Here is a 21,719-nt window from a genome sequence, read left to right as displayed (position 1 = left end):
CTGTCGCCTGCGAGAGTGCTCGCGCCCATAGAGAACACTCTTGTTTAGGTGCGGATGCCGCCGTAAGCCAGCGTCACCTCTTTTGCCGCGCGGATCACCATCGCGCCCAATTCCGTGACGCGATCGTCGGTGATGCGCGAAATCGGCCCGGAGATGGAGATGGCGGCGAACGGTTCGCCATGCTCGTCAAAGATGCAGGCGGCGACGCAGCGCAGGCCGAGCGCATGCTCTTCATCATCAAAGGAGTAGCCGCGTTTACGCGTCTGGGCGAGATCCTCTTTCAGATGCAGCGGCGACACCAGCGTGGCGTGGGTGTAAGCGTGCAGCCCCTGGCGATGCAACAGATTACCGACCTGCTCATCATCCAGCCGCGAAAGAAACGCTTTCCCCGCGCCGGAGGCGTGCATCGGCAATTTGCCGCCAATCGGTGCCGACATGCGCATCAACTGCGTACACTGCACTTGATCGATAATGATCGCCTGATGATCGCTCTTATCCAGCACCGCCAGGTTAACCGTCTCGCCCGACTCCTCCATCAGCTTGCGCAGAATCGGGTGCACAATCGCCATCAGGTTACGGCTTTGCAGAAAGCTGCTGCCGACGATAAAGGCGTGCGCGCCAATCGCCCAGTGCCCCAGTTCGCCGACCTGGCGGACAAAGCCCAGCTGCTGCATGGTAGTCAATAAACGGTGAGTAGTGGAGTTGGGTAAACCGGCCTGCTGCGCCAGTTCGGTCAGCGCGACGCTGCTATGTGATTCGGCGATCCACTCAAGCAATTTCAGGCCGCGCGTTAAGGATTGCACCTGCCCGCCAGCGGGCGCGGCGGGAGCAGCGGCTTTTCTGCCACGTTTTGCGGGGACGGAAGCGACCATAGGAGCTCCTTTTCTGTATCGTGGAAATGATTTTCGTTTTGCCAGAGTATAACGTAACTCTTCTTACTACTGATCGGATGAGTGATGGTGAACTTCTCTCATATTCCCCCCGCGTTGCTTTTCCGGCCTGTGACTTTATGCCAGTATGTTCTGCTGGCCTTTTGGCCTGATCTGGCGCCGTCGGGAGTGAGTGTGAGCAACAACGTTGAGCAACTGAAACAGCAGTTAAGTGAACGCATTCTGGTTCTGGATGGGGGCATGGGCACCATGATCCAGAGCTATCGTTTAAGTGAACAGGATTTCCGCGGCGAGCGTTTCGCCGACTGGCCCTGCGATCTGAAAGGTAACAATGACTTGCTGGTTCTCAGCAAACCGCAGGTGATTGCTGATATCCACGATGCCTACTTTGCAGCCGGCGCGGATATCATTGAAACCAACACCTTTAACTCCACCACCATCGCCATGGCGGATTACCAGATGGAATCCCTGTCGGCGGAGATCAACTTTGCTGCCGCGAAGCTGGCGCGTGCCAGCGCCGATAAGTGGACCGCGCAGACGCCGGATAAACCGCGCTATGTAGCCGGCGTGCTCGGCCCAACCAACCGCACAGCCTCCATTTCGCCAGACGTTAACGACCCGGCGTTTCGTAATGTCTCCTTCGATCAGTTGGTTACTGCCTATCGCGAATCAACCCGCGCGCTGGTGGAGGGGGGAGCCGATCTGATCATGATCGAAACGGTGTTCGATACCCTCAACGCCAAAGCGGCGATCTTCGCGGTAAAAGAGGAGTTCGACGCGCTGGGTATCGATCTGCCGATCATGATCTCCGGCACCATTACCGACGCTTCCGGGCGTACGCTCTCCGGGCAAACCACCGAAGCGTTCTATAACTCCCTGCGCCATGCCGATGCGCTCACCTTCGGGCTCAACTGTGCGCTGGGGCCGGACGAGTTGCGCCAGTATGTGCAGGAACTGTCGCGCATTGCCGAGTGTTACGTCACCGCGCACCCGAACGCCGGTTTACCGAATGCGTTTGGTGAATACGATCTCGACGCCGACACCATGGCGGCGCAAATCGGTGAATGGGCGCAGGCCGGTTTCCTTAACATTGTCGGCGGCTGCTGCGGCACCACGCCGGAACATATTGCGGCGATGAGCCGCGCGGTTGCTGGTGTGCCGCCGCGCAAACTGCCGGAGCTACCCGTTGCCTGCCGTCTCGCTGGTCTTGAGCCGCTCAACATCGGCGATGAGAGCCTGTTTGTGAACGTCGGCGAACGGACGAACGTTACCGGCTCAGCCAAATTCAAGCGCCTGATTAAAGAAGAGAAGTACAACGAAGCGCTGGATGTCGCTCGCCAACAGGTGGAAAGCGGCGCGCAGATTATCGATATCAATATGGATGAAGGGATGCTCGACGCCGAAGCGGCGATGGTGCGTTTCCTCAACCTGATTGCCGGCGAGCCAGATATTGCCCGCGTGCCCATCATGATCGACTCCTCCAAGTGGGAGGTGATTGAAAAAGGGCTGAAGTGCATCCAGGGCAAGGGCATTGTTAACTCCATCTCAATGAAAGAGGGCGTTGACGCCTTTATTCATCACGCGAAGCTGGTGCGCCGCTATGGCGCAGCGGTGGTGGTGATGGCCTTTGATGAAGTGGGCCAGGCGGATACCCGCGCGCGCAAGATTGAGATTTGCCGTCGCGCATACCAGATTTTGACTCAGGAAGTGGGTTTCCCGCCGGAAGATATTATTTTCGACCCCAACATCTTCGCCGTAGCGACGGGGATCGAAGAGCACAACAACTATGCGCAGGACTTTATCGGTGCCTGCGAAGATATCAAACGCGAGTTACCCCACGCGCTGATCTCCGGCGGCGTGTCGAACGTCTCCTTCTCGTTTCGCGGTAACGACCCGGTGCGTGAAGCGATTCACGCCGTCTTCCTCTATTACGCCATTCGTAACGGTATGGATATGGGCATCGTCAACGCCGGTCAGCTGGCGATTTATGACGATCTGCCCGCCGAGCTGCGCGATGGGGTAGAAGATGTGATCCTTAATCGCCGCGACGATGCCACCGAGCGCATGCTGGACCTGGCAGAGAAGTATCGCGGCAGTAAAGGAGCCGATGAGGGTGCCGCCGCCCAGCAGGCGGAGTGGCGCAGCTGGGAGGTGAAAAAGCGCCTCGAATATTCGCTGGTAAAAGGCATCACCGAATTTATTGAGCAGGATACCGAAGAGGCCCGCCAGCTGGCCGCACGCCCCATCGAAGTGATTGAAGGGCCGCTGATGGACGGCATGAACGTGGTCGGCGATCTGTTTGGCGAGGGCAAAATGTTCCTGCCGCAGGTGGTGAAATCCGCCCGCGTGATGAAGCAGGCGGTGGCCTATCTGGAGCCCTACATCGAAGCCAGTAAAGAGAAGGGCAGCAGCAACGGCAAGATGGTGATCGCCACGGTAAAAGGCGATGTACACGATATCGGCAAGAACATCGTTGGCGTGGTGCTGCAGTGCAACAACTACGAAATTATCGATCTTGGCGTGATGGTGCCGGCGGATAAAATCCTCAAAACCGCCCGCGAAGTGAATGCCGATTTGATTGGTCTTTCCGGCCTTATCACTCCTTCGCTCGATGAGATGGTCAACGTGGCGAAAGAGATGGAGCGTCAGGGCTTCACCATTCCGCTGCTGATTGGCGGCGCGACCACCTCGAAAGCCCATACGGCGGTCAAAATCGAACAGAACTACAGCGGGCCGACGGTCTACGTGCAGAACGCTTCGCGCACCGTCGGCGTGGTCTCTGCGCTGCTCTCTGCCACGCAGCACGATGATTTTGTCGCCCGCACCCGCAAAGAGTATGAAACGGTGCGCATCCAGCACGCGCGTAAAAAACCGCGTACGCCGCCGGTGACGCTGCAGGCCGCGCGCGAAAACGATCTCGCATTCGACTGGGCGAGCTATACGCCGCCGGTTGCGCATCGGTTAGGTGTGCAGGAGGTCACGGCCAGTATTGAGACGCTGCGTAACTACATCGACTGGACGCCCTTCTTTATGACCTGGTCGCTGGCGGGCAAATATCCGCGCATCCTCGAAGATGAGGTGGTGGGGGAAGAGGCAAAACGGCTCTTTGCCGATGCCAACGAGATGCTCGATATGCTCGGCGCAGAAAAGCGGCTCAACCCGCGCGGCGTGGTTGGCTTATTTCCGGCGAACCGCGTCGGCGATGACGTCGAGATCTACCAGGATGAAACCCGCACAGAACTGCTGGCGCTGGGCTGCCATCTGCGCCAGCAGACGGAAAAAATCGGCTTTGCTAACTACTGCCTCGCCGATTTTGTCGCGCCGAAACAGAGCGGTAAAGCGGACTACATTGGCGCTTTCGCCGTGACCGGCGGGCTGGAAGAGGACGCGCTGGCAGACGCCTACGACGCCGCGCACGACGACTACAACAAAATCATGGTCAAAGCGATAGCCGATCGGCTGGCGGAGGCCTTTGCCGAGTATCTCCATGAGCGGGTACGCAAAGTCTACTGGGGCTATGCGCCGTATGAAAACCTCAGCAACGAGGTGCTGATCCGCGAAAATTACCAGGGTATCCGCCCGGCGCCGGGATATCCGGCCTGCCCGGAGCACACGGAAAAAGGGACCATCTGGCAACTGCTGGATGTGGAAAAACATACCGGCATGAAGCTGACGGAGTCCTTCGCCATGTGGCCGGGTGCCTCGGTCTCCGGCTGGTATTTCAGCCATCCAGAGAGTAAATATTTCGCGGTGGCGCAAATTCAGCGTGATCAGGTGGAAGATTACGCACGTCGCAAGGGGATGAGTGTGCCGGAAGTGGAACGCTGGCTGGCGTCCCATTTAGGTTACGATGCGGATTAAATTATACGGGGCAGGTTAATTGCCCCGTTTTTTCATTTCATTTTCACGAAACTATCGCAAAGCAGACATAATACAAATTTGAACTAAGAACATTCTTAAAGTATGATATTTTCTTAGGCCCTCATTCCGCTTCATGCGTATGATGGAGGCAGATTAAAAAGTAAAGTTGCTCTCTTTTTTGCGCTGCTTTTGGCTGACATCAATTAAACGTGAGTATTATAAAATGGATATTTATGATATCAGGAAAAGAAATTTACTGCCGAAGGATTATGAGAATATCCTCGCGCCAGATATTGCAAAAAACATCATTAAAAAAGAGTACTTTATTGAAAGCAGCCCCAATAATCTTTTAGGCAGTATTGATGGCTACAGCATAAAACCCCATCACGGTTTTAAATATGGTTTACCGCACGATCCGCTGGGCCATCAAAAAGAGAACTATATCGATAGCCTGATTGATAAAGGCATTGTGGTGGTGGTCCGGCCAAATATCAGCTCGCGCAACCGCTTCTACTATCCGTTCTTTATTTCCGAAAGCGCTGAGCTGTTCTGCGTGCAGAGTCTGTCGTTCAACGCCGTCTTTGTGCGTACGATTATCAACGGCTTTAAAGATAGCGTGGCGGTGCACGGGCGTCCGGCACCGACCCGCAGCGATTTTGCACCGGTAACGGATGAGTTTGGCCCCGGCTACTGGAAAACCAGCGAAACGGACTTCCACGGCGTGAAGAATGCGGCGGTGATGCTGCTTAACCGTGCGACCAGTATGGGCGACGAGGGGCGCGTCTTCGGCTCTGACGGCAAAGATTATATGAACACCTCGCGCGATAAAATTCAGCTGTGGACACCGCTGCCGGCAGACCTGGCATCCGATACGCGCGAGTTCCTCTATAATCGTTCGGTGATCCGCCGCTATGGCGAAAAGCGGACGATCTACCAGAAATATCTTGAGGGTGATGATGCCTGGGCGGTGTCAGGTAAATCATGGCACTGGATTCCAGGCGTAAGGGATGAAGATTATGAATTTAAGAAATAAAATATTTATCTTTTGGGGCGTGATGGACGTGCTGGCGCTGCTCGGATATCTCTTTTTTTCGATGCAGAGCGGTAACGTGCCTTTTTATTCTGATATCAGCGCGTTTTATTCCAACTATGGCCGCTTAGGCGTCAGCGGTGTGACGGGTGGATTAGTCCAGTTGATGTTCTTTATTAATATTGCATTAATTATTTCGTTAATATTTTCTGCGTGGTCGTTTCTGGCAAAGAAAAATATCAATATGATTTTCTTTGTGGTGCAGGAAATTGCCCGCGTGTGCTCATTAAAATGCTCTGTTGCGCTGATTCCGATGATGCTGCATCTGACGGGATTCCGCTCGGCCCTGGTCGCGATAGTTCTGTTTATGTTGTCGGAAGCGTTAAAAATTGGCTCGGTGGTCTGGGCAAAACGTAACGGCACCCCACGCGCGGATGCCGCGTTAACGCGTTGACCGCCAACGCCTCGCTTCTGTCACATAACTGTCATCTATTCTTACAACTCACAGGGCGCGGATTGCGCGTCCTGCGCCCGTCTCAGGTTTAACGCCTTATACTTACTTCATAAAGTTGCCGTATCCATGTGGATAACAGGCAGCGCATAACGATAAGGAGAAGCTGATTCCGTGTTAACTTTGCTACATCTTCTTTCTGCTGTCGCCCTGCTGGTGTGGGGCACACACATTGTACGAACCGGCGTCATGCGCGTGTTTGGCGCGCGTTTGCGCACAGTGCTTAGCCGCAGCGTAGAGAAAAAACCGCTCGCCTTCTGCGCCGGTATTGGCGTGACCGCGCTGGTGCAGAGCAGCAATGCCACCACAATGCTGGTGGCCTCCTTTGTCGCCCAGGATCTGGTAGCGCTGACCCCGGCACTGGTGATCGTACTCGGCGCGGATGTGGGTACCGCGCTGATGGCGAGGGTGCTGACCTTCGATCTCTCATGGCTTTCGCCGCTGCTGATTTTTGTCGGCGTGATCTTCTTTCTTGGGCGTAAACAGACCCGCGAAGGGCAGCTTGGCCGCGTCAGCATTGGCCTTGGGCTGATCCTGCTGGCGCTGGAGTTGATTGTGCAGGCGGTGACGCCAATTACTCAGGCGAATGGCGTGCAGGTGATTTTCGCCTCGCTGACCGGCGATATCATGCTCGACGCGCTGATTGGCGCGGTGTTTGCCATTATCAGCTACTCCAGTCTTGCCGCGGTGTTGCTGACCGCGACGTTAACCGCGGCCGGTATAATCTCGTTCCCGGTGGCGCTGTGCCTGGTGATTGGTGCCAACCTCGGATCTGGTCTGCTGGCGATGCTGAATAACAGCGGGGCCAATGCCGCCGCACGCCGCGTTGCGCTTGGGAGCCTGCTCTTCAAGCTGGTGGGTAGCCTGCTTATTCTGCCTTTCGTTCACCTCCTTGCTGACGGGATGCAGAAACTGCCGCTGCCGGAATCGGAGCTGGTGATCTATTTCCATGTCTTCTACAACGTCATCCGCTGCCTGGCAATGGTGCCCTTTGCCAGCCCGATGGCGCGCTTCTGTAAACGAATTATCCACGAAGAGCCGGAGCTGGAGGCGCGTCTCAAGCCGAAGCACCTCGACAGCTCCGCGCTCGATACGCCAACGCTGGCGCTGGCCAATGCCGCACGCGAAACGCTGCGCATGGGCGATGCAATGGAGCAGATGCTCGAAGGGCTACATAAAGTGATGCATGGCGAACCGCGTCAGGAGAAGGAGCTGCGTAAGCAGGCTGACGATGTGAATGTGCTCTACACAGCCATCAAACTCTACCTGGCGCGCATGCCGAAAGATGAGCTGGCGGAAGAGGAGTCTAAACGCTGGGGCGAGGTGATTGAGATGTCCCTTAACCTTGAGCAGGCCTCCGACATTATTGAGCGCATGGGCAGTGAGATCGCCGATAAATCCCTCGCCGCGCGGCGCGCGTTCTCCTTTGAAGGGCTGAAAGAGCTGGATGCCCTCCATGAGCAGCTGCTTAACAACCTGAAGCTGGCGATGTCGGTCTTTTTCTCCCGCGATGTCACCAGCGCGCGACGGTTGCGCCGCAGCAAGCACCGCTTCCGCATTTTGAACCGCCGTTACTCCCATGCGCACGTCGATCGTCTGCATCAGCAAAACGTGCAGAGTATTGAAACCAGCTCGCTGCACCTCGGCCTGCTCGGCGATATGAAGCGCCTCAACTCGCTCTTCTGCTCGGTAGCCTACAGCGTGCTGGAACAGCCCGACGAAGACGAATCCCGCGAAGAGTATTAATCCACGCCGTGCCTGCGGGCACGGCAGCTTAGCGTTTGACTGTCAGTTCAATGCCCAGCGCTTTCATTACGGAGAGTGTCGTCTTCAGTGTCGGATTCCCCTTTTCGCTGAAAGAGCGATAGAGCTGCTCGCGTGACAAACCGGTTTCTGCAGCGATGTCGCTCATCCCTTTGGCCCGAGCGATCACCCCTAATGCTCGGGCGATATAAGCCGCATCGCCGGTTTCCAGTGCATCCGCCATGAAGAGCGCTATCGCCTCATCGTTAACCAGTGCCGCTGCGGGATCATAAGGGGTTAATTTATTCATGGTAATCACCTGATGGTTAAACACATTTTGCCAGCTATTTGGCGTAGATAATGTCTTTTGGTTGGGTACTTTTATCCCCCCCGCACAACAACACGACAACGGTATTACCCCGCAGCTGGAAATAGATGCGGTAACCGGCACCATAATGTATTCGTAATTCGCTTATCCCTTCCCCGACTGGTTTCACATCTCCGGTGAGGCCATTTGCCAATCTAAAAAGACGCGCTGAGATAATCGCTCGCAATTTCGCATCGCGTAATGATGACTCCCAGAGTTTAAACGCGTCGGTTTGGACTATCTCTTTCATGCCAGTTGCCTTGTAGTTTATAAACTACGGTTGTTTTGTTCAAGGCAAAATCATGGCATGCCCGGCGCACCAAAAAAGCGATTCATTTTCAGTCTGGAAAGCGTCTCGCAGACTACTTTGCTCGCTTTCACATAGTGCATATATTTTAACGAGTTAGCGCACACTTCTTCGCCGCTGGGGCAAAAATCCATTTTTCTCTTCAGCTCAACAACGTTATATTTCGCTTTCAGAGGAGAACTTATGCTGCCAACCCAATCTACACGTTTAAATAAATACATTAGCGAAAGCGGAATCTGCTCACGCCGCGAGGCTGACCGTTACATCGAACAGGGCAACGTCTTTATCAACGGCAAACGCGCCGGGATTGGCGACCAGGTGGTGGCCGGAGACGTAGTGAAAGTGAACGGGCAACTTATCGAACCGCGAAGTGAAGAAGATCTAGTGTTTATCGCGCTGAATAAACCCGTTGGCATCGTCAGTACCACCGAAGAGGGCGAAAAAGACAATATCGTCGATTTCGTTAACCACAGTAGCCGCATTTTCCCCATTGGCCGGCTCGATAAAGATTCGCAGGGGCTGATTTTCCTGACCAACCACGGCGATCTGGTGAACAAGATCCTGCGGGCGGGAAACGACCACGAAAAAGAGTATCTGGTCACGGTCAACAAGCCGGTTACCGATGAGTTTGTACGCGGGATGGGCGCAGGTGTGCCGATCCTCGGTACGGTAACCAAAAAGTGCAAAGTGAAGAGGGAAGCGCCTTTTACCTTCCGCATCACGCTGGTGCAGGGGCTTAACCGCCAGATTCGCCGCATGTGCGAACACTTTGGTTATGAGGTGACCAAGCTTGAGCGCACGCGCATTATGAACGTCAGCCTGACCGGATTGCCGCCCGGCGAGTGGCGCGACCTCACCGGTGATGAGCTGATTGCGCTGTTTAAGCTGATTGAGAACTCCACCTCGGAAGCCAAACCGAAAGCGAAGAGCAACGCGAAACCGCAGGCGGCGAAAAAGCCTGCGGTAAAAGCGGCGAAGCCGGAAGATAAAAGCCGGGCGAAACCGGCCGGTAAACGCTTTACCCAGCCGGGCCGGAAAAAGAAAGGGCGCTAATCAGCGGCGTCCGCGCGTTTGCGTGGTTGCCGACCACGAAAAGGTGCTGTTCTCATCAGGTTTATAAGCCTGCTGCTTTTTCACCTGGCGGGCTTTCTTCGCGGTCGCTTCACGCTGCGCCATCAGCTTATCGATGTACTCTTTCTTAACATGGTTCGCCTCAGAGTTACTCAGCGGGCGTCCATGTGCAATGCGGGCGCGATCGAGCAGCGTTTTAAGCTCCCGCTGTTCACTTTCGGTCATCTCTTTTTGCGTCAGTCTGGTCACGGCCATGGCATGTTCTCCTAAGGAAGTGTCACGAGTCTACGCGATAACGCGTCAAAAGCGCAGGCAAGAACGCCATAACTGGAAATTGGCTCGCAGGTCATCGCGAAGCCAGGTGACACTCTCGTTCACAAGGGTAATCTACACTCCACAATAGGTATAAAATTTTATACAAGGATGTAGTATGCTCACTTTCCGGCCTGCGTTAAAACCTGTCATCTGGATGGGGACTTCCTTCAACGATCTACGCGCTTTCCCTGCGGAGGTGCGTAAAGATGCAGGATATCAACTGCATAAAATTCAGGCAGGGCTGGATGCAACGGACTGGAAGCCGATGGCTGAAATCGGCCCCGGTGCCGTTGAAATCCGCCTGCGGGATCGTACCAGCGCCTACCGGATTTTCTATATAGCCCGTTTTGAAGAGGCTATTTATATTCTGCACTGCTTTAACAAACGATCGCAGCGCACGGCATTAGCCGATAAAACGCTGGCCCGATTGCGCTACCGTGATGTTATTGAGCACCACAGGAGTCAACATGAAAAAAGATAACCATGGCCCGATCGGTCATATCACCCCCGCCGATGCGAATATCTTTTCCGAACTGGGATTCGATGAGGCCGAGTCGCAACTTCTCGCGCAGGAGGCTGAAAAAGAGGTGCTCGCCCTCTTAGCGATCAAACAGCAGCTGATGCAGGAGATTTCAGACTGGATCGATGAAAACAAACTCAAGCAGGCCGACGTCGCTGCGAAACTGAATATTTCACGACCGCGCGTCTCTGACGTAGTGAATCAGAAAACCAGTAAATTTACCGTCGATGCGCTGATAACAATGCTGGGCAAACTGGGAAAACCCGTCACCGTCACCGTGGGTTAAGCCATATCAGGGAGAGCAGATCGACCTGCTACGATCCGCTCTCCCTCTATCCGTTAACTCGCTTTACGCTCTTTTGTCTGACGGCCCTCTACCGGTTTACCCGACCAGTAGCCTGCCAGCAGCGAGCCGGAAAGATTATGCCACACCGAGAAGAGCGCGCCGGGTAGGGCGGCGAGCGGTGAGAAGTAGAGCTTACCGAGCGCGGCAGCCAGCCCCGAGTTCTGCATTCCCACTTCGATAGCCAGCGTCCGGCAGGTGGACTCATCAAAACCAAACAGACGCCCGCCCCAGTAACCGCTCAGCAGACCAATCGCGTTGTGCAGGATCACCGCCACAATCACCATCAGCCCAACAGAAGCAATATGCGACGCGGAACCGGCGACCACTGCGCTGATGATGGCCAGAATACAGACCATCGAAAAGGCGGGCAGCCAGGGTTCTACCGCTTTCACCACCCGCGGGAAGAGGTAATGAACAATCAACCCCAGACCAATCGGGATCACCACGATTTGCAGGATACTCAGCAGCATCCCCATTACATCGACCTGGATATGGGCATCGACATAGAGGCGCGTCAGCAGGGGCGTGGCGATAACCCCCACCAGTGTTGAGACCGAAGAGATGGTCACCGACAGCGCGACATCGCCTTTAGCAAGATAGATCATCACGTTGGATGCGGTTCCACTGGCGACGCTGCCAACCAACACCATTCCAGCCGAGAGATCCGGCGGCATCTTGAAAATCATTGCCAGCAGCCACGCCGCCAGCGGCATCACCAGATAGTGAAGAAACGTACCCGCCGCGACGGGGGCCGGTCGGGAGAGCACGCGCTTAAAGTCGTCGAGGGTAAGATGCACGCCCATGCCGAACATAATCAGCATCAGTAGCGTAGTGACCCACGGGCCGATAGCGACAAACGTCGGCGGGAAACAGTAGGCGAGAACGGAGAGCAGCACGGCCCAGAGCGGGAACAGCCGCGTGAAGGTTGCGAGCATGGGGATTTCCTTGCGATGACATTGTGTTGTGTTGTTCCCCGTTCTCGTAAACGATTCGGGGGTTTATTAACGGTCGGGTTCGAGCCCGACCATAGCCAATGTTTATCGTGCTAAGGATTAATATTCAAACGAATTATGATGAAGATCGTTTATGTTATGCCGCGCACGCTCTCCCAGCTCAGGCCAAAGCGCGCGAGATATTTACGCAGCCGGTCAGCATCATTGGGGTTGGCTTTTTTCTGCCGCGAGACCGCAAACAGTTCGCGGCCCGCTTCAGAGAGGCTCTGCGTGCGGCGACACACCTCCACCACGCTCTCCAGCTGGCGTCTGTCGAAGAGATCCAGCGTCTCCATGTCGACCGGCAAATCGCCCATTGATGGCGCACCGCGCCAGTTGTACTCCAGCCGCGCGATCTCCTCCGCCACCAGCGTATCGGTGATGCGGCCCTGTTCCGCCAGCGTTGCCATGCGGGCAATCGAGGTGCTCAGCTCGCGGAAGTTGCCGCACCACGCCGCCTGCGCCGAGCAGGCGAAGGCCAGGTAACGCTCGCGCGCCCCTTTGTCGAAGCGGATCTGCGTCTGCTGCTCAAGACCAAAACGCTGCAACTCATACTCAATATTGGGGGCGATATCCTCGCGCCGCTGCGCCAGCCCCGGCAGTTCAAAGGTCCACATATTGATACGCGCGTAGAGATCCTCCCTGAAGCGCCCCTCATCAACCCACTGCTGCATATTGCGATGGGTACCGGCAATCAGCTGGAAGTCACTCTGCACCTCTTTATCTGAGCCGAAGGGGAAAAAGGTTTTCTCTTCAATCGCTTTTAACAGCATCGCCTGCTCGTCCAGCCCCAACTCAGCGATCTCATCAAGAAACAGCACCCCGCCATCGGCTTCGCGCAGCAGCCCGGTTCGCGCCTGCTGTGCGCCGGTAAACGCTCCCTTAACGTGACCAAACAGCGTCGACATGGCGTTATCGCCGCGCAGGGTGGCGCAGTTCACCGCCACCAGCCGCCCGGCAACGAGATGGCGGGAGTGGCGTAGCTGAAAGATGCGTTTTGCCAGAAACGATTTTCCTGCCCCGGTCGGGCCGGTAAGCAGAATCGGCGCAGAGGAGCGCAGCGCGACGCGCTCAATCTGATCGATCATGCGGTTAAAGGTGGCGTTGCGCGTATCAATACCCGATTTCAGGAACGAGACCGACTGCTGCTGCTCACGCTGAAAACGGCTGGTCAGCGTGGCATAGCGGCTTAAATCGAGATCGATAACCGAACAGACGCCCGCTGAGATCTCTTTATCGTTCGCGCCTCTCGCCGCCGGGCCGGTCTGCAACAGGCTGGCGGGAAGGTAGCGCGCTTCGGTGAGCAGGAACCAGCAGATCTGCGCCACGTGCGTCCCGGTGGTGATATGCACCAGGTACTCTTCATTGTCGGTGTCGAAAGGGTAGTGGGTGGCGAAATCGAGAAACGCGGCGTAGACCTCTTCGAAATCCCACGGGTTTTTGATCGCCACCGGGTGGGTGCGCACCTCGGTGCGCGGCGAGAGCACAGCGATATCCTCCGCGGTGTGCGCCGCCAGCCCCTCATCGCGCGGCTGGTGGATCAACTCCAGCCGGTCGACAGGAAAATCCGCTTGCTGGCAGAGCGCCACTGTCGGTCGCCATTTGCGAAAGCGGTTATGCCGTTTTCCGCGTTTATCCAGCACTGTTCCCAGCACCCCAATCACAACCCGACGTTTCATCTTTATCCTGAATAATAAAATGCGATATATAAAGATAAGAAATCTTGTAGGCTGGCACAATGCCTGGCATCGCCTTAAAAAATTAAATTATTTATTTTCAATAAGATAAAAATTTATTTTCTTGTTTCCCTCTTTTTGGCACGCCTCTCGCAATAGTTATCTCGTCAACACGCTGAGTTCGCTGGGGTTATTCACCCCGCCGGCGCATCAGGAGCGGCAAGCGCCGTTTTCCCGGAGGCGTTCCGTCAGTGCAGAGACATCTGCGGAAAATCGGTTATTGATCGGGTTCGACTCCCGAATTCGCAACCATTATCTCTCCAGATAATCATGATGCAGTACCCCGTCATCGCGCAGTTTACGGTGACATGAGACGACCGCCGATAATGGCGCCGGGCGGCAGGCAAAACAGTGTTTCCCCTGTCGCTTCGCCCCTGCATCCGCGGTCGTAACAACAAAAATAAGAGGGAATAGAGATGACCAACAAAATCACAATTCGAAAAGGTCAGTTAGCGTTACTGGCAAAAGAGGGCGACTACTACCAGGTTCTGGAAACCGGAGAGCACCGTCTGCCATGGTTTGGCAAAAAGCCGGATGTGCTGGTTGTTAACCGGGACGGCAGTGAAGTGCCGGCCGGGCTTGCCGAGTATTTGCGCCGCTTCCAGCCGGAGTGGGTGGAAAAGTATTGCCTGGCAGCCGATCTGGGCGATAACGAAGCGGGCGCGCTCTACCTGAACGGCATGCTGCTGGAGATTTTGCCGCCCGCCACGCGCCGTCTTTACTGGAAAGCGGACGACACCCTGACGCTGGTGCGCCTCAATACCGACGAGGTGAGCGTCCCGGCCGACATCGTTAACGCCGTATTGCAGCCGAAACGCGGCGCGGCGGTGAAAGGGCGCGATGCAATCCTGGTGGTGCAGGTTCCCGCCTGGCATGCGGGCGTGCTGAAAATCGATGGCGAAACCCAGGCGCTGTTACCGGCGGGTATCAGCGGTTACTGGAAAGTGAACCACCTGGTGGAAGCGGAAGTGGTCGATCTGCGCCTGCAGGTGCTGGAAGTAAGCGGCCAGGAGATCCTGACCAAAGATAAAGTGACCCTGCGCCTCAACCTGGCGGCGAACTGGCGTTACAGCGATGTGCTGAGCGCGTTTGCCCAGTTGAGCAAACCGCTGGATCACCTCTACCGCGAGTTGCAGTTTGCCCTGCGTGAAGCGATCGGTACCCGCACGCTGGATGAGTTGCTGGAAGATAAGCAGATTATTGCTGATGTGGTTAGCGTACAGGTGGCGAACCGCATGGCGGCCTTCGGCATCGAAGTGGCATCGCTTGGCGTGAAAGACATCATCCTGCCGGGCGAGATGAAAACCATTCTGTCGCGCTTAGTCGAGGCAGAAAAGTCGGCGCAGGCGAATGTGATCCGCCGCCGCGAAGAGACCGCCGCCACCCGTTCGTTGCTGAACACGGCGAAAGTGATGGAGAGCAACCCGGTGGCATTGCGCCTGAAAGAGCTGGAAACCCTGGAGCGTGTCGCAGAGCGCATCGATAAGATCTCGGTCTTCGGTGGTCTCGACCAGGTATTGCACGGCCTTGTAAACATTAAAGGAAAAGATAATGCAGCATAACGATTACAACCTGCTGGCGCGTGAAAACAGCGCGCCGGTGAAGATGTGGACCCACGGCGTGCCGGTCGAGCCAGAAGCGCGTGAGCAGCTGCTTAATACCGCCAAAATGCCGTTTATCTTCAAACATCTGGCGGTGATGCCGGATGTGCACCTCGGGAAAGGTTCCACCATTGGTAGCGTCATCCCGACCAAAGGGGCGATTATCCCGGCGGCGGTCGGCGTGGATATCGGTTGCGGCATGATTGCCGTGCGCACCTCGCTGCTGGCAGGCGATCTGCCGGATAACCTGAGCGGGCTGCGCAGCGCCATTGAGCAAGCTGTGCCGCACGGGCGCTCGGTAAACCGATCGAAGCGGGATAAAGGCTCATGGTCAAGACCGCCCGAAGAGGTGGATGCGCACTGGGCGTCGCTTGCGCCGCGCTTTAAGCGGCTGACGGATAAATATCCGCGCTTGCTGAAAACTAACAATTATCAGCATCTGGGAACTTTGGGTACCGGTAACCACTTTATTGAAGTGTGTCTGGATGAGCAGCAGCGGGTCTGGGTGATGTTGCACAGCGGTTCGCGCGGCGTGGGTAACGCCATCGGCAACGTCTTTATCACCCTGGCCCAGCAGGATATGCAGCAGCATATCGCCAATCTGCCGGACCGAAACCTCGCCTATTTCCGCGAGGGGAGCAAGCACTATGACGACTATCTGGAAGCGGTTGAGTGGGCGCAGGATTTCGCCCGTCATAACCGGGAAGTGATGATGTCGCGCGTGCTGGCAGCACTGTCGAGTATTGTCACTAAACCCTTTATGACACAGCAGGAAGCGGTGAATTGTCACCATAACTATGTGCAAAAAGAGACGCACTTTGGTGAAGAGGTGCTGGTAACGCGTAAAGGTGCGGTGTCGGCGCAAAAAGGGCAGATGGGGATTATTCCCGGCTCAATGGGTGCGAAAAGCTTTATCGTGCGTGGGCTGGGAAATGAAGAGAGCTTCTGTTCATGCAGCCACGGTGCCGGGCGCACCATGAGCCGTACTGCGGCGAAAAAGCGTTTTACCGTTGAAGATCAGATCCGCGCTACCGCGCATGTGGAGTGCCGTAAAGACAGCGAGGTGATCGATGAGATCCCGATGGCCTATAAAGATATCGACGCCGTGATGGCGGCGCAGGCCTCGCTGGTGGAAGTGGTGCATACCCTGCGTCAGGTAGTGTGCGTAAAAGGTTAAAGGAGTAAGAAATGGAACAGCACGGAGTTGATGCCGCCATGCGTGAACGCGTGCGGCTCGAGTTAGAGGCAGTAGAGCGCAAATATGATGTGAGAGTGCTCTACGCCTGCGAATCAGGCAGTCGCGGCTGGGGCTTTGCCTCGCCGGACAGTGATTATGATGTGCGCTTTTTGTATGTGCACAAGCCGCAGTGGTACCTGCGCGTCGAACCGCAGCGTGATGTGATCGAGCTGCCGATAGACGCGGAGCTGGATGTTTGCGGCTGGGAGTGGCGCAAAGCGCTGGGGTTATTGAAGGCCGCAAACCCGACGCTTATCGAGTGGCTCGATTCGCCGGTGGTTTATCAGCAGGATGAGGGCGTGCTGGCAGCGTTACGCGATCAGGTGCCGCACTGGTTTTCACCGGTTCGCGCGCGCTGGCACTACTACGCGATGGCGAAGAAGAACTTTCGCAGTTACTTGCAGGATGAGCAGGTGCGGCTGAAAAAATACTTCTATGTGCTGCGCCCGCTACTGGCGGTGCGCTGGATAGAGGCGGGGAAAGGGATGCCGCCGATGCGTTTCGCCACCCTGCTGGCAGGAAGCGATCTCGGCGCGCCGCTGCGGGCTGAAATCGATGAGCTGCTGGAAGTGAAGCAGCGCGCAGGTGAAGCGCAGTACGGCGCGCGTCGGCCGTTGATGCATGATTTTATAAGCCAGGAGTTGGCGCGCGGTGAAGTGGCCGATGCGTTGCCCGAGAGCCGCAGCGGCAATGTCCGCGATCTCGACCAGTTGCTGTTTGAAACGGTGATGGCGTAACCCTGCCGGGTGGCGCTGCGCTTACCCGGCCTACAAACGGCCATGCAGTTAAAACATGCATGGTTTACGTAGGCCTGATAAGGCGCAGCCGCCATCAGGCAGAACCACGATATTGCGGCTGGTTTTGGCTTGCGGAGGCTGCTTGCCGGGTGGCGCTGCGCTTACCCGGCCTACAAAGGGTCATGCAATTGAAATATGCATGGTTTACGTAGGCCTGATAAGGCGCAGCCGCCATCAGGCAGAACCACGATATTGCGGCTGGTTTTGGCTTGCGGAGGCTGCTTGCCGGGTGGCGCTGCGCTTACCCGGCCTACAAAGGGCCATCCAATTGAAATATGCATGGTTTACGTAGGCCTGATAAGGCGCAGCCGCCATCAGGCAAAATCTCACTCGAACAGGTTGTGGTGTAACTTCTGCACCACCTGTTCGGCCTCTTTTCCGGGGACGAGGAAACAGAGGTTATGGCTCGACGCGCCGTAACAGATCATGCGGATATTGAACGGTTCGAGCACGCCGAACACCTCTTTGCCCACGCCGCACGCTTTCGACAAATCGTTGCCAATCAGCGCCACCAGCGCCAGATCCTCTTCCACTTCCACCCGACAGAGCGCCGAAAGCTCCATCAACAGCCCCTGCGTCAGCAGCGTATCGCCCGTGGAGGTGGAACCGGTGGTATCCAGCGTCAGCGCCACGCTCACTTCCGAGGTGGTAATCAGATCGACCGAAATATTGTGCCGCGCCAGAATGCCGAACACTTCGGCGAGGAAGCCGCGCGAGTGGAGCATATTCAGGCTGTGCAGCGTTAACAGCGTTTGCTTACGACGCAGCGCCAGCGCGCGGAACAGCGGCGGATTGGTGGTGTTATTGCACACCAGCGTACCGCCCGCCTGCGGATCTTTGCTCGAGCCGACAAACACCGGAATATCGCTGCGCACCGCCGGTAACAGCGTCGCAGGATGGAGCACTTTCGCGCCGAAGGTCGCCATCTCTGCCGCCTCTTCAAAGGCGATTTCATCAATGCGTTTTGCTGCCGGCACCACGCGCGGATCGGTGGTGTAAATGCCCGGTACATCGGTCCAGATATCGACGCGCGACGCGCTCAGCGCTTCAGCCAGCAGAGCGGCGGTGTAGTCGCTGCCGCCGCGGCCAAGCGTAGTGGTGCGGCCTTTCGCTTCGCTGCCGATAAAGCCCTGGGTGATCACCAGGCCTTCGTTGATGCGCGGGGCAAGTTGCTGGGTGGCAAGCGTTGCGAGGGTGGCTACGTCCGGCTCGGCGCGGCCAAAGCGATCGCTGGTGCGCATCACTTTGCGAATATCAAACCACTGCGCCTGCACGCTACGCTCGCGCAGCACTTCCACAAACAGCAGGGTCGACATCAGTTCGCCGTGGCTGACCAATTCATCCGTCAGCGCTGCCGACGTTGCCAGCGAAGCAGCTTCAGCGAGGGTAGTAATATTTTCCAGCAGGCGTTCGATCTCTTCGCGGATCACCGCCTGGCTACCCATACGCTCCAGAATATCGAACTGAATTTTGCGGATGGCGTCGAGCTTGACGAAACGCTCGGTCGCTTCAAGGCCTTCGGCCAGCGCAACCAGTAAGTTGGTCACGCCTGCGGAAGCGGAGAGCACCACCAGACGGACACTGTTATCGGAGAGCACCACGTCCGCGCTGCGGTTCATGGCATCGTAATCGGCAACGCTGGTGCCGCCAAATTTAGCGACAACGAAACTTGACATAACTACCTCGTGTCAGGGGATATCATTTCAGCCATGGCACAAGGTTGAACCTTCGCCTTTCACCCCACAGCGGTGGCCTGGGTAGATGAAACTGAAGCGTGCAGTTTTCCTGCAAAAAACATTCGCAAAACAGTGTATTTATAAATAAAGGCTGGGCGGGCATAGTGTCAACGTCGGGATTATGCGGATTTTTCATGCTGCTTTTGCTGTTAGTAAAATGACTTATGTTGTGCTGGTTTTCGCTGTTTTTTGCCTGGCTTTTGCGCACATCGACCAAACCTTTGACATAAAAACCATCACACCTTCCCCGCGCAGGCGCTACAATCGACGGCAGTCTCACTTCTCAAATCAGAAGAGTATTGCTATGAAAAACATCAATCCAACGCAGACTTCTGCCTGGCAGGCACTACAGAAACACTACGCTGAAATGAAGGACGTCACTCTTGCGGATCTCTTCGCAAAAGACGGTGACCGCTTTACCAAATTCTCCGCCACCTTCGACGATCTGATGCTGGTGGATTACTCCAAAAACCGCATCACGCAAGAGACCCTCGACGCGCTGCTGGCGCTGGCGAAAGAGACCGATCTGGCCGGTGCCATCAAATCGATGTTCTCCGGTGAGAAGATCAACCGCACCGAAGATCGCGCCGTGCTGCACGTCGCGCTGCGTAACCGTAGCAATACGCCGATTATGGTCGATGGCAAAGATGTGATGCCGGAAGTGAACGCGGTGCTGGAGAAGATGAAAAGCTTCTCTGAAGCGATCATTTCAGGTAGCTGGAAAGGCTACACCGGCAAGCCGATCACCGACGTGGTCAATATCGGCATTGGCGGCTCGGATCTCGGCCCGTTTATGGTCACCGAAGCGCTGCGCCCGTATAAAAATCACCTCAACATGCACTTTGTCTCTAACGTCGATGGTACCCACATTGCCGAAGTGCTGAAGAAAGTGAACCCGGAAAGCACCCTGTTCCTCGTGGCATCGAAAACCTTCACCACCCAGGAAACCATGACCAACGCCCACAGCGCGCGCGACTGGTTCCTGAAAACCGCCGGTGATGAAAAGCATGTGGCGAAGCACTTTGCTGCGCTCTCGACCAACGCCAAAGCGGTGGGTGAGTTCGGGATTGATACCGCCAACATGTTTGAGTTCTGGGACTGGGTGGGCGGCCGTTACTCGCTGTGGTCGGCGATTGGCCTGTCGATCATCCTCTCCGTGGGCTTCGACAACTTTGTTGAGCTGCTTTCCGGCGCGCACGCGATGGACAAGCACTTCGCCTCTACCGAACTGGATAAGAACCTGCCGGTGCTGCTGGCGCTGATTGGTATCTGGTACAACAACTTCTTCGGCGCTGAAACCGAAGCGATCCTGCCGTATGACCAGTACATGCACCGTTTTGCCGCTTACTTCCAGCAGGGCAACATGGAGTCCAACGGTAAATACGTTGACCGTAATGGCAACGCCGTGGATTACCAGACTGGCCCAATCATCTGGGGTGAGCCGGGCACTAACGGTCAGCATGCGTTTTACCAGCTGATTCACCAGGGAACCAAAATGGTGCCGTGCGATTTCATCGCTCCGGCCATTACTCATAACGCGCTTTCCGATCACCACCAGAAGCTGCTCTCTAACTTCTTCGCTCAGACCGAAGCGCTGGCGTTCGGCAAGTCCCGCGAGGTGGTTGAGCAGGAGTATCGCGATCAGGGTAAAGATCCGGCAACGCTGGATCACGTGGTGCCGTTCAAAGTGTTTGAAGGCAACCGCCCGACCAACTCCATCCTGCTGCGTGAAATTACGCCGTTTAGCCTCGGCGCGCTGATTGCGCTCTATGAGCACAAAATCTTCACCCAGGGCGCCATCCTCAACATCTTCACCTTTGACCAGTGGGGCGTTGAGCTGGGTAAACAGCTGGCGAACCGTATCCTGCCAGAGCTGGGTGACGATCGCTCCATCTCCAGCCATGACAGCTCGACAAACGGGCTGATTAACCGCTACAAATCCTGGCGCGGTTAACAGAGAAAGCGTCGCTTCGGCGGCGCTTTTTTTTGTCTGCGCAATTATTCCCGCCGCGCCGTAAATATCCGCCGTCTGCGCCAATCAATATATAAGTAATTCCAATAATGTTATTTCCGTTAGGGCTAATCCGGGCGGAATAGCCTTCTTTACCGCGCGTAATATCATTCATCAGGTTTATCCGAAAATCAGGGTGCATAGCGTAACGCTTGCTATCTATTTTAGGACTAGCCTTATTGTATGAATAATATGTGATTATTTATGTCTATGTTTTTTAAAGTATTTATAAAGATAGCTGTTTGCTAAATATACGCTCCGGCTAATGTTCCGAAAAGGTTCCCCGCTATTTCCTGAGGCGTAATTCATCTGCTTTAGTTGTGTATACTCCCTATCGCCTGAATTTTTTCAGGCAAATCTCCATTCATTCAATGAAGGGAAATTGATATGAAAAAAGCTCTTTATGGCATTTTTGCCATAACCGCGCTTGCGGCGACGTCTGCTTTCGCTGCACCGGTGCAAACCGGTGACGCAGCAGGCTCGGCAGCGACCTCTGTTTCTGCAGGCAGCTCTGCGGCAACGAGTGCGAGCACCGTAGGGTCAGCGGTAGGTGTCGCTCTGGCGGCAACCGGTGGCGGTGATGGTTCCAATACGGGGACCACAACCACCACCACGACAAGTACTCAGTAATAGCGAGTGCATTAACTA

19 protein-coding genes are annotated in these 21,719 nt (G+C 55.7%); 12 read left to right on the top strand and 7 right to left on the bottom strand.

The features are described from left to right. Positions 1–44 precede the first annotated feature (44 nt). A complete protein-coding gene (gene iclR, locus BWI95_RS04225; protein WP_023478496.1) occupies positions 45–872 on the bottom strand; it encodes a glyoxylate bypass operon transcriptional repressor IclR in 828 nt (275 codons plus the stop codon). A 192-nt stretch (positions 873–1,064) separates the two neighbouring features. Between iclR and metH the strand changes: the two genes are divergently transcribed. From metH to BWI95_RS04205, 4 genes are all read left to right on the top strand, one after another. Next, complete coding sequence (gene metH, locus BWI95_RS04220) at positions 1,065–4,751, top strand: methionine synthase (RefSeq protein WP_054804506.1); 3,687 nt, start codon at positions 1,065–1,067, stop codon at positions 4,749–4,751. Positions 4,752–4,974: 223 nt separating this feature from the next. Continuing rightward, on the top strand, positions 4,975–5,784 hold the full coding sequence (locus tag BWI95_RS04215) for a hypothetical protein (RefSeq protein ID WP_232374411.1): 810 nt from the start codon (positions 4,975–4,977) through the stop codon (positions 5,782–5,784). Then, positions 5,759–6,235 (top strand): hypothetical protein, encoded by a 477-nt coding sequence (locus tag BWI95_RS04210; protein WP_232374410.1) that lies wholly within the window; start codon positions 5,759–5,761, stop codon positions 6,233–6,235. The genes BWI95_RS04215 and BWI95_RS04210 overlap by 26 nt, the downstream gene beginning before the upstream one ends. Before the next feature lie 171 nt (positions 6,236–6,406). After that, entirely contained in the window at positions 6,407–8,038 is a 1,632-nt protein-coding gene (locus BWI95_RS04205) for a Na/Pi cotransporter family protein (RefSeq protein WP_042712600.1), read from the top strand. 28 nt (positions 8,039–8,066) lie between these two features. On the opposite strand, the gene BWI95_RS04200 is transcribed toward BWI95_RS04205, so the two are convergent. Both BWI95_RS04200 and BWI95_RS04195 read right to left on the bottom strand, forming a co-directional pair. Further along, positions 8,067–8,345, bottom strand: coding sequence for an addiction module antidote protein (locus BWI95_RS04200; RefSeq protein WP_042712602.1), 279 nt, complete (start codon positions 8,343–8,345; stop codon positions 8,067–8,069). 34 nt (positions 8,346–8,379) lie between these two features. After that, complete coding sequence (locus BWI95_RS04195; RefSeq protein WP_054804505.1) at positions 8,380–8,652, bottom strand: type II toxin-antitoxin system RelE/ParE family toxin; 273 nt, start codon at positions 8,650–8,652, stop codon at positions 8,380–8,382. A 240-nt stretch (positions 8,653–8,892) separates the two neighbouring features. Here BWI95_RS04195 and rluF point away from each other — a divergent pair, with 240 nt between their 5' ends. Then, entirely contained in the window at positions 8,893–9,762 is an 870-nt protein-coding gene (rluF, locus tag BWI95_RS04190) for a 23S rRNA pseudouridine(2604) synthase RluF (RefSeq protein WP_054804504.1), read from the top strand. On the opposite strand, the gene BWI95_RS04185 is transcribed toward rluF, so the two are convergent. Next, the gene (locus tag BWI95_RS04185; RefSeq protein WP_042712605.1) at positions 9,763–10,035 is read right to left on the bottom strand and encodes a YjbD family protein; all 273 of its coding nucleotides are present in this window, start codon (positions 10,033–10,035) and stop codon (positions 9,763–9,765) included. A gap of 175 nt (positions 10,036–10,210) precedes the next feature. On the opposite strand from BWI95_RS04185, the gene BWI95_RS04180 reads away from it, so the two are divergent. Together BWI95_RS04180 and BWI95_RS04175 are read left to right on the top strand one after the other, a co-directional pair. Next, positions 10,211–10,576: a type II toxin-antitoxin system RelE/ParE family toxin gene (locus tag BWI95_RS04180; protein WP_054804503.1), complete on the top strand. Its 366-nt coding sequence runs from the start codon at positions 10,211–10,213 to the stop codon at positions 10,574–10,576. Then, on the top strand, positions 10,563–10,901 hold the full coding sequence (locus BWI95_RS04175; protein WP_042712607.1) for a helix-turn-helix domain-containing protein: 339 nt from the start codon (positions 10,563–10,565) through the stop codon (positions 10,899–10,901). The genes BWI95_RS04180 and BWI95_RS04175 overlap by 14 nt, the downstream gene beginning before the upstream one ends. Positions 10,902–10,954: 53 nt before the next feature. Here BWI95_RS04175 and panS read toward each other — a convergent pair whose 3' ends face one another. Together panS and rtcR are read right to left on the bottom strand one after the other, a co-directional pair. Beyond that, a complete protein-coding gene (panS, locus tag BWI95_RS04170) occupies positions 10,955–11,896 on the bottom strand; it encodes a ketopantoate/pantoate/pantothenate transporter PanS (RefSeq protein ID WP_054804502.1) in 942 nt (313 codons plus the stop codon). Positions 11,897–12,045: 149 nt separating this feature from the next. Further along, the gene (gene rtcR / locus BWI95_RS04165; protein WP_076769057.1) at positions 12,046–13,632 is read right to left on the bottom strand and encodes an RNA repair transcriptional activator RtcR; all 1,587 of its coding nucleotides are present in this window, start codon (positions 13,630–13,632) and stop codon (positions 12,046–12,048) included. A 473-nt stretch (positions 13,633–14,105) separates the two neighbouring features. On the opposite strand from rtcR, the gene BWI95_RS04160 reads away from it, so the two are divergent. From BWI95_RS04160 to BWI95_RS04150, 3 genes are read left to right on the top strand one after another with little or no spacing between them, the layout of a single operon-like run. Beyond that, positions 14,106–15,251 (top strand): slipin family protein, encoded by a 1,146-nt coding sequence (locus tag BWI95_RS04160; protein WP_054804501.1) that lies wholly within the window; start codon positions 14,106–14,108, stop codon positions 15,249–15,251. After that, positions 15,241–16,467, top strand: coding sequence for an RtcB family protein (locus BWI95_RS04155; protein ID WP_054804500.1), 1,227 nt, complete (start codon positions 15,241–15,243; stop codon positions 16,465–16,467). Before BWI95_RS04160 ends, BWI95_RS04155 begins: the two co-directional genes overlap by 11 nt. Positions 16,468–16,478: 11 nt before the next feature. Continuing rightward, positions 16,479–17,264: a nucleotidyltransferase domain-containing protein gene (locus tag BWI95_RS04150; RefSeq protein WP_023478385.1), complete on the top strand. Its 786-nt coding sequence runs from the start codon at positions 16,479–16,481 to the stop codon at positions 17,262–17,264. Positions 17,265–17,650: 386 nt separating this feature from the next. On the opposite strand, the gene lysC is transcribed toward BWI95_RS04150, so the two are convergent. Further along, complete coding sequence (gene lysC, locus BWI95_RS04145) at positions 17,651–19,000, bottom strand: lysine-sensitive aspartokinase 3 (RefSeq protein WP_054804246.1); 1,350 nt, start codon at positions 18,998–19,000, stop codon at positions 17,651–17,653. A gap of 364 nt (positions 19,001–19,364) precedes the next feature. On the opposite strand from lysC, the gene pgi reads away from it, so the two are divergent. Further along, complete coding sequence (pgi, locus tag BWI95_RS04140; protein WP_054804247.1) at positions 19,365–21,014, top strand: glucose-6-phosphate isomerase; 1,650 nt, start codon at positions 19,365–19,367, stop codon at positions 21,012–21,014. Between the two features lie 444 nt (positions 21,015–21,458). Continuing rightward, positions 21,459–21,701, top strand: coding sequence for an exopolysaccharide production protein YjbE (gene yjbE / locus BWI95_RS04135; RefSeq protein ID WP_071789442.1), 243 nt, complete (start codon positions 21,459–21,461; stop codon positions 21,699–21,701). Positions 21,702–21,719 lie beyond the last annotated feature (18 nt).

Source organism: Kosakonia cowanii JCM 10956 = DSM 18146 (assembly GCF_001975225.1).
Classification (GTDB): Bacteria; Pseudomonadota; Gammaproteobacteria; order Enterobacterales; family Enterobacteriaceae; genus Kosakonia; species Kosakonia cowanii.
This window is presented reverse-complemented; position numbering and strand designations above follow the sequence as displayed.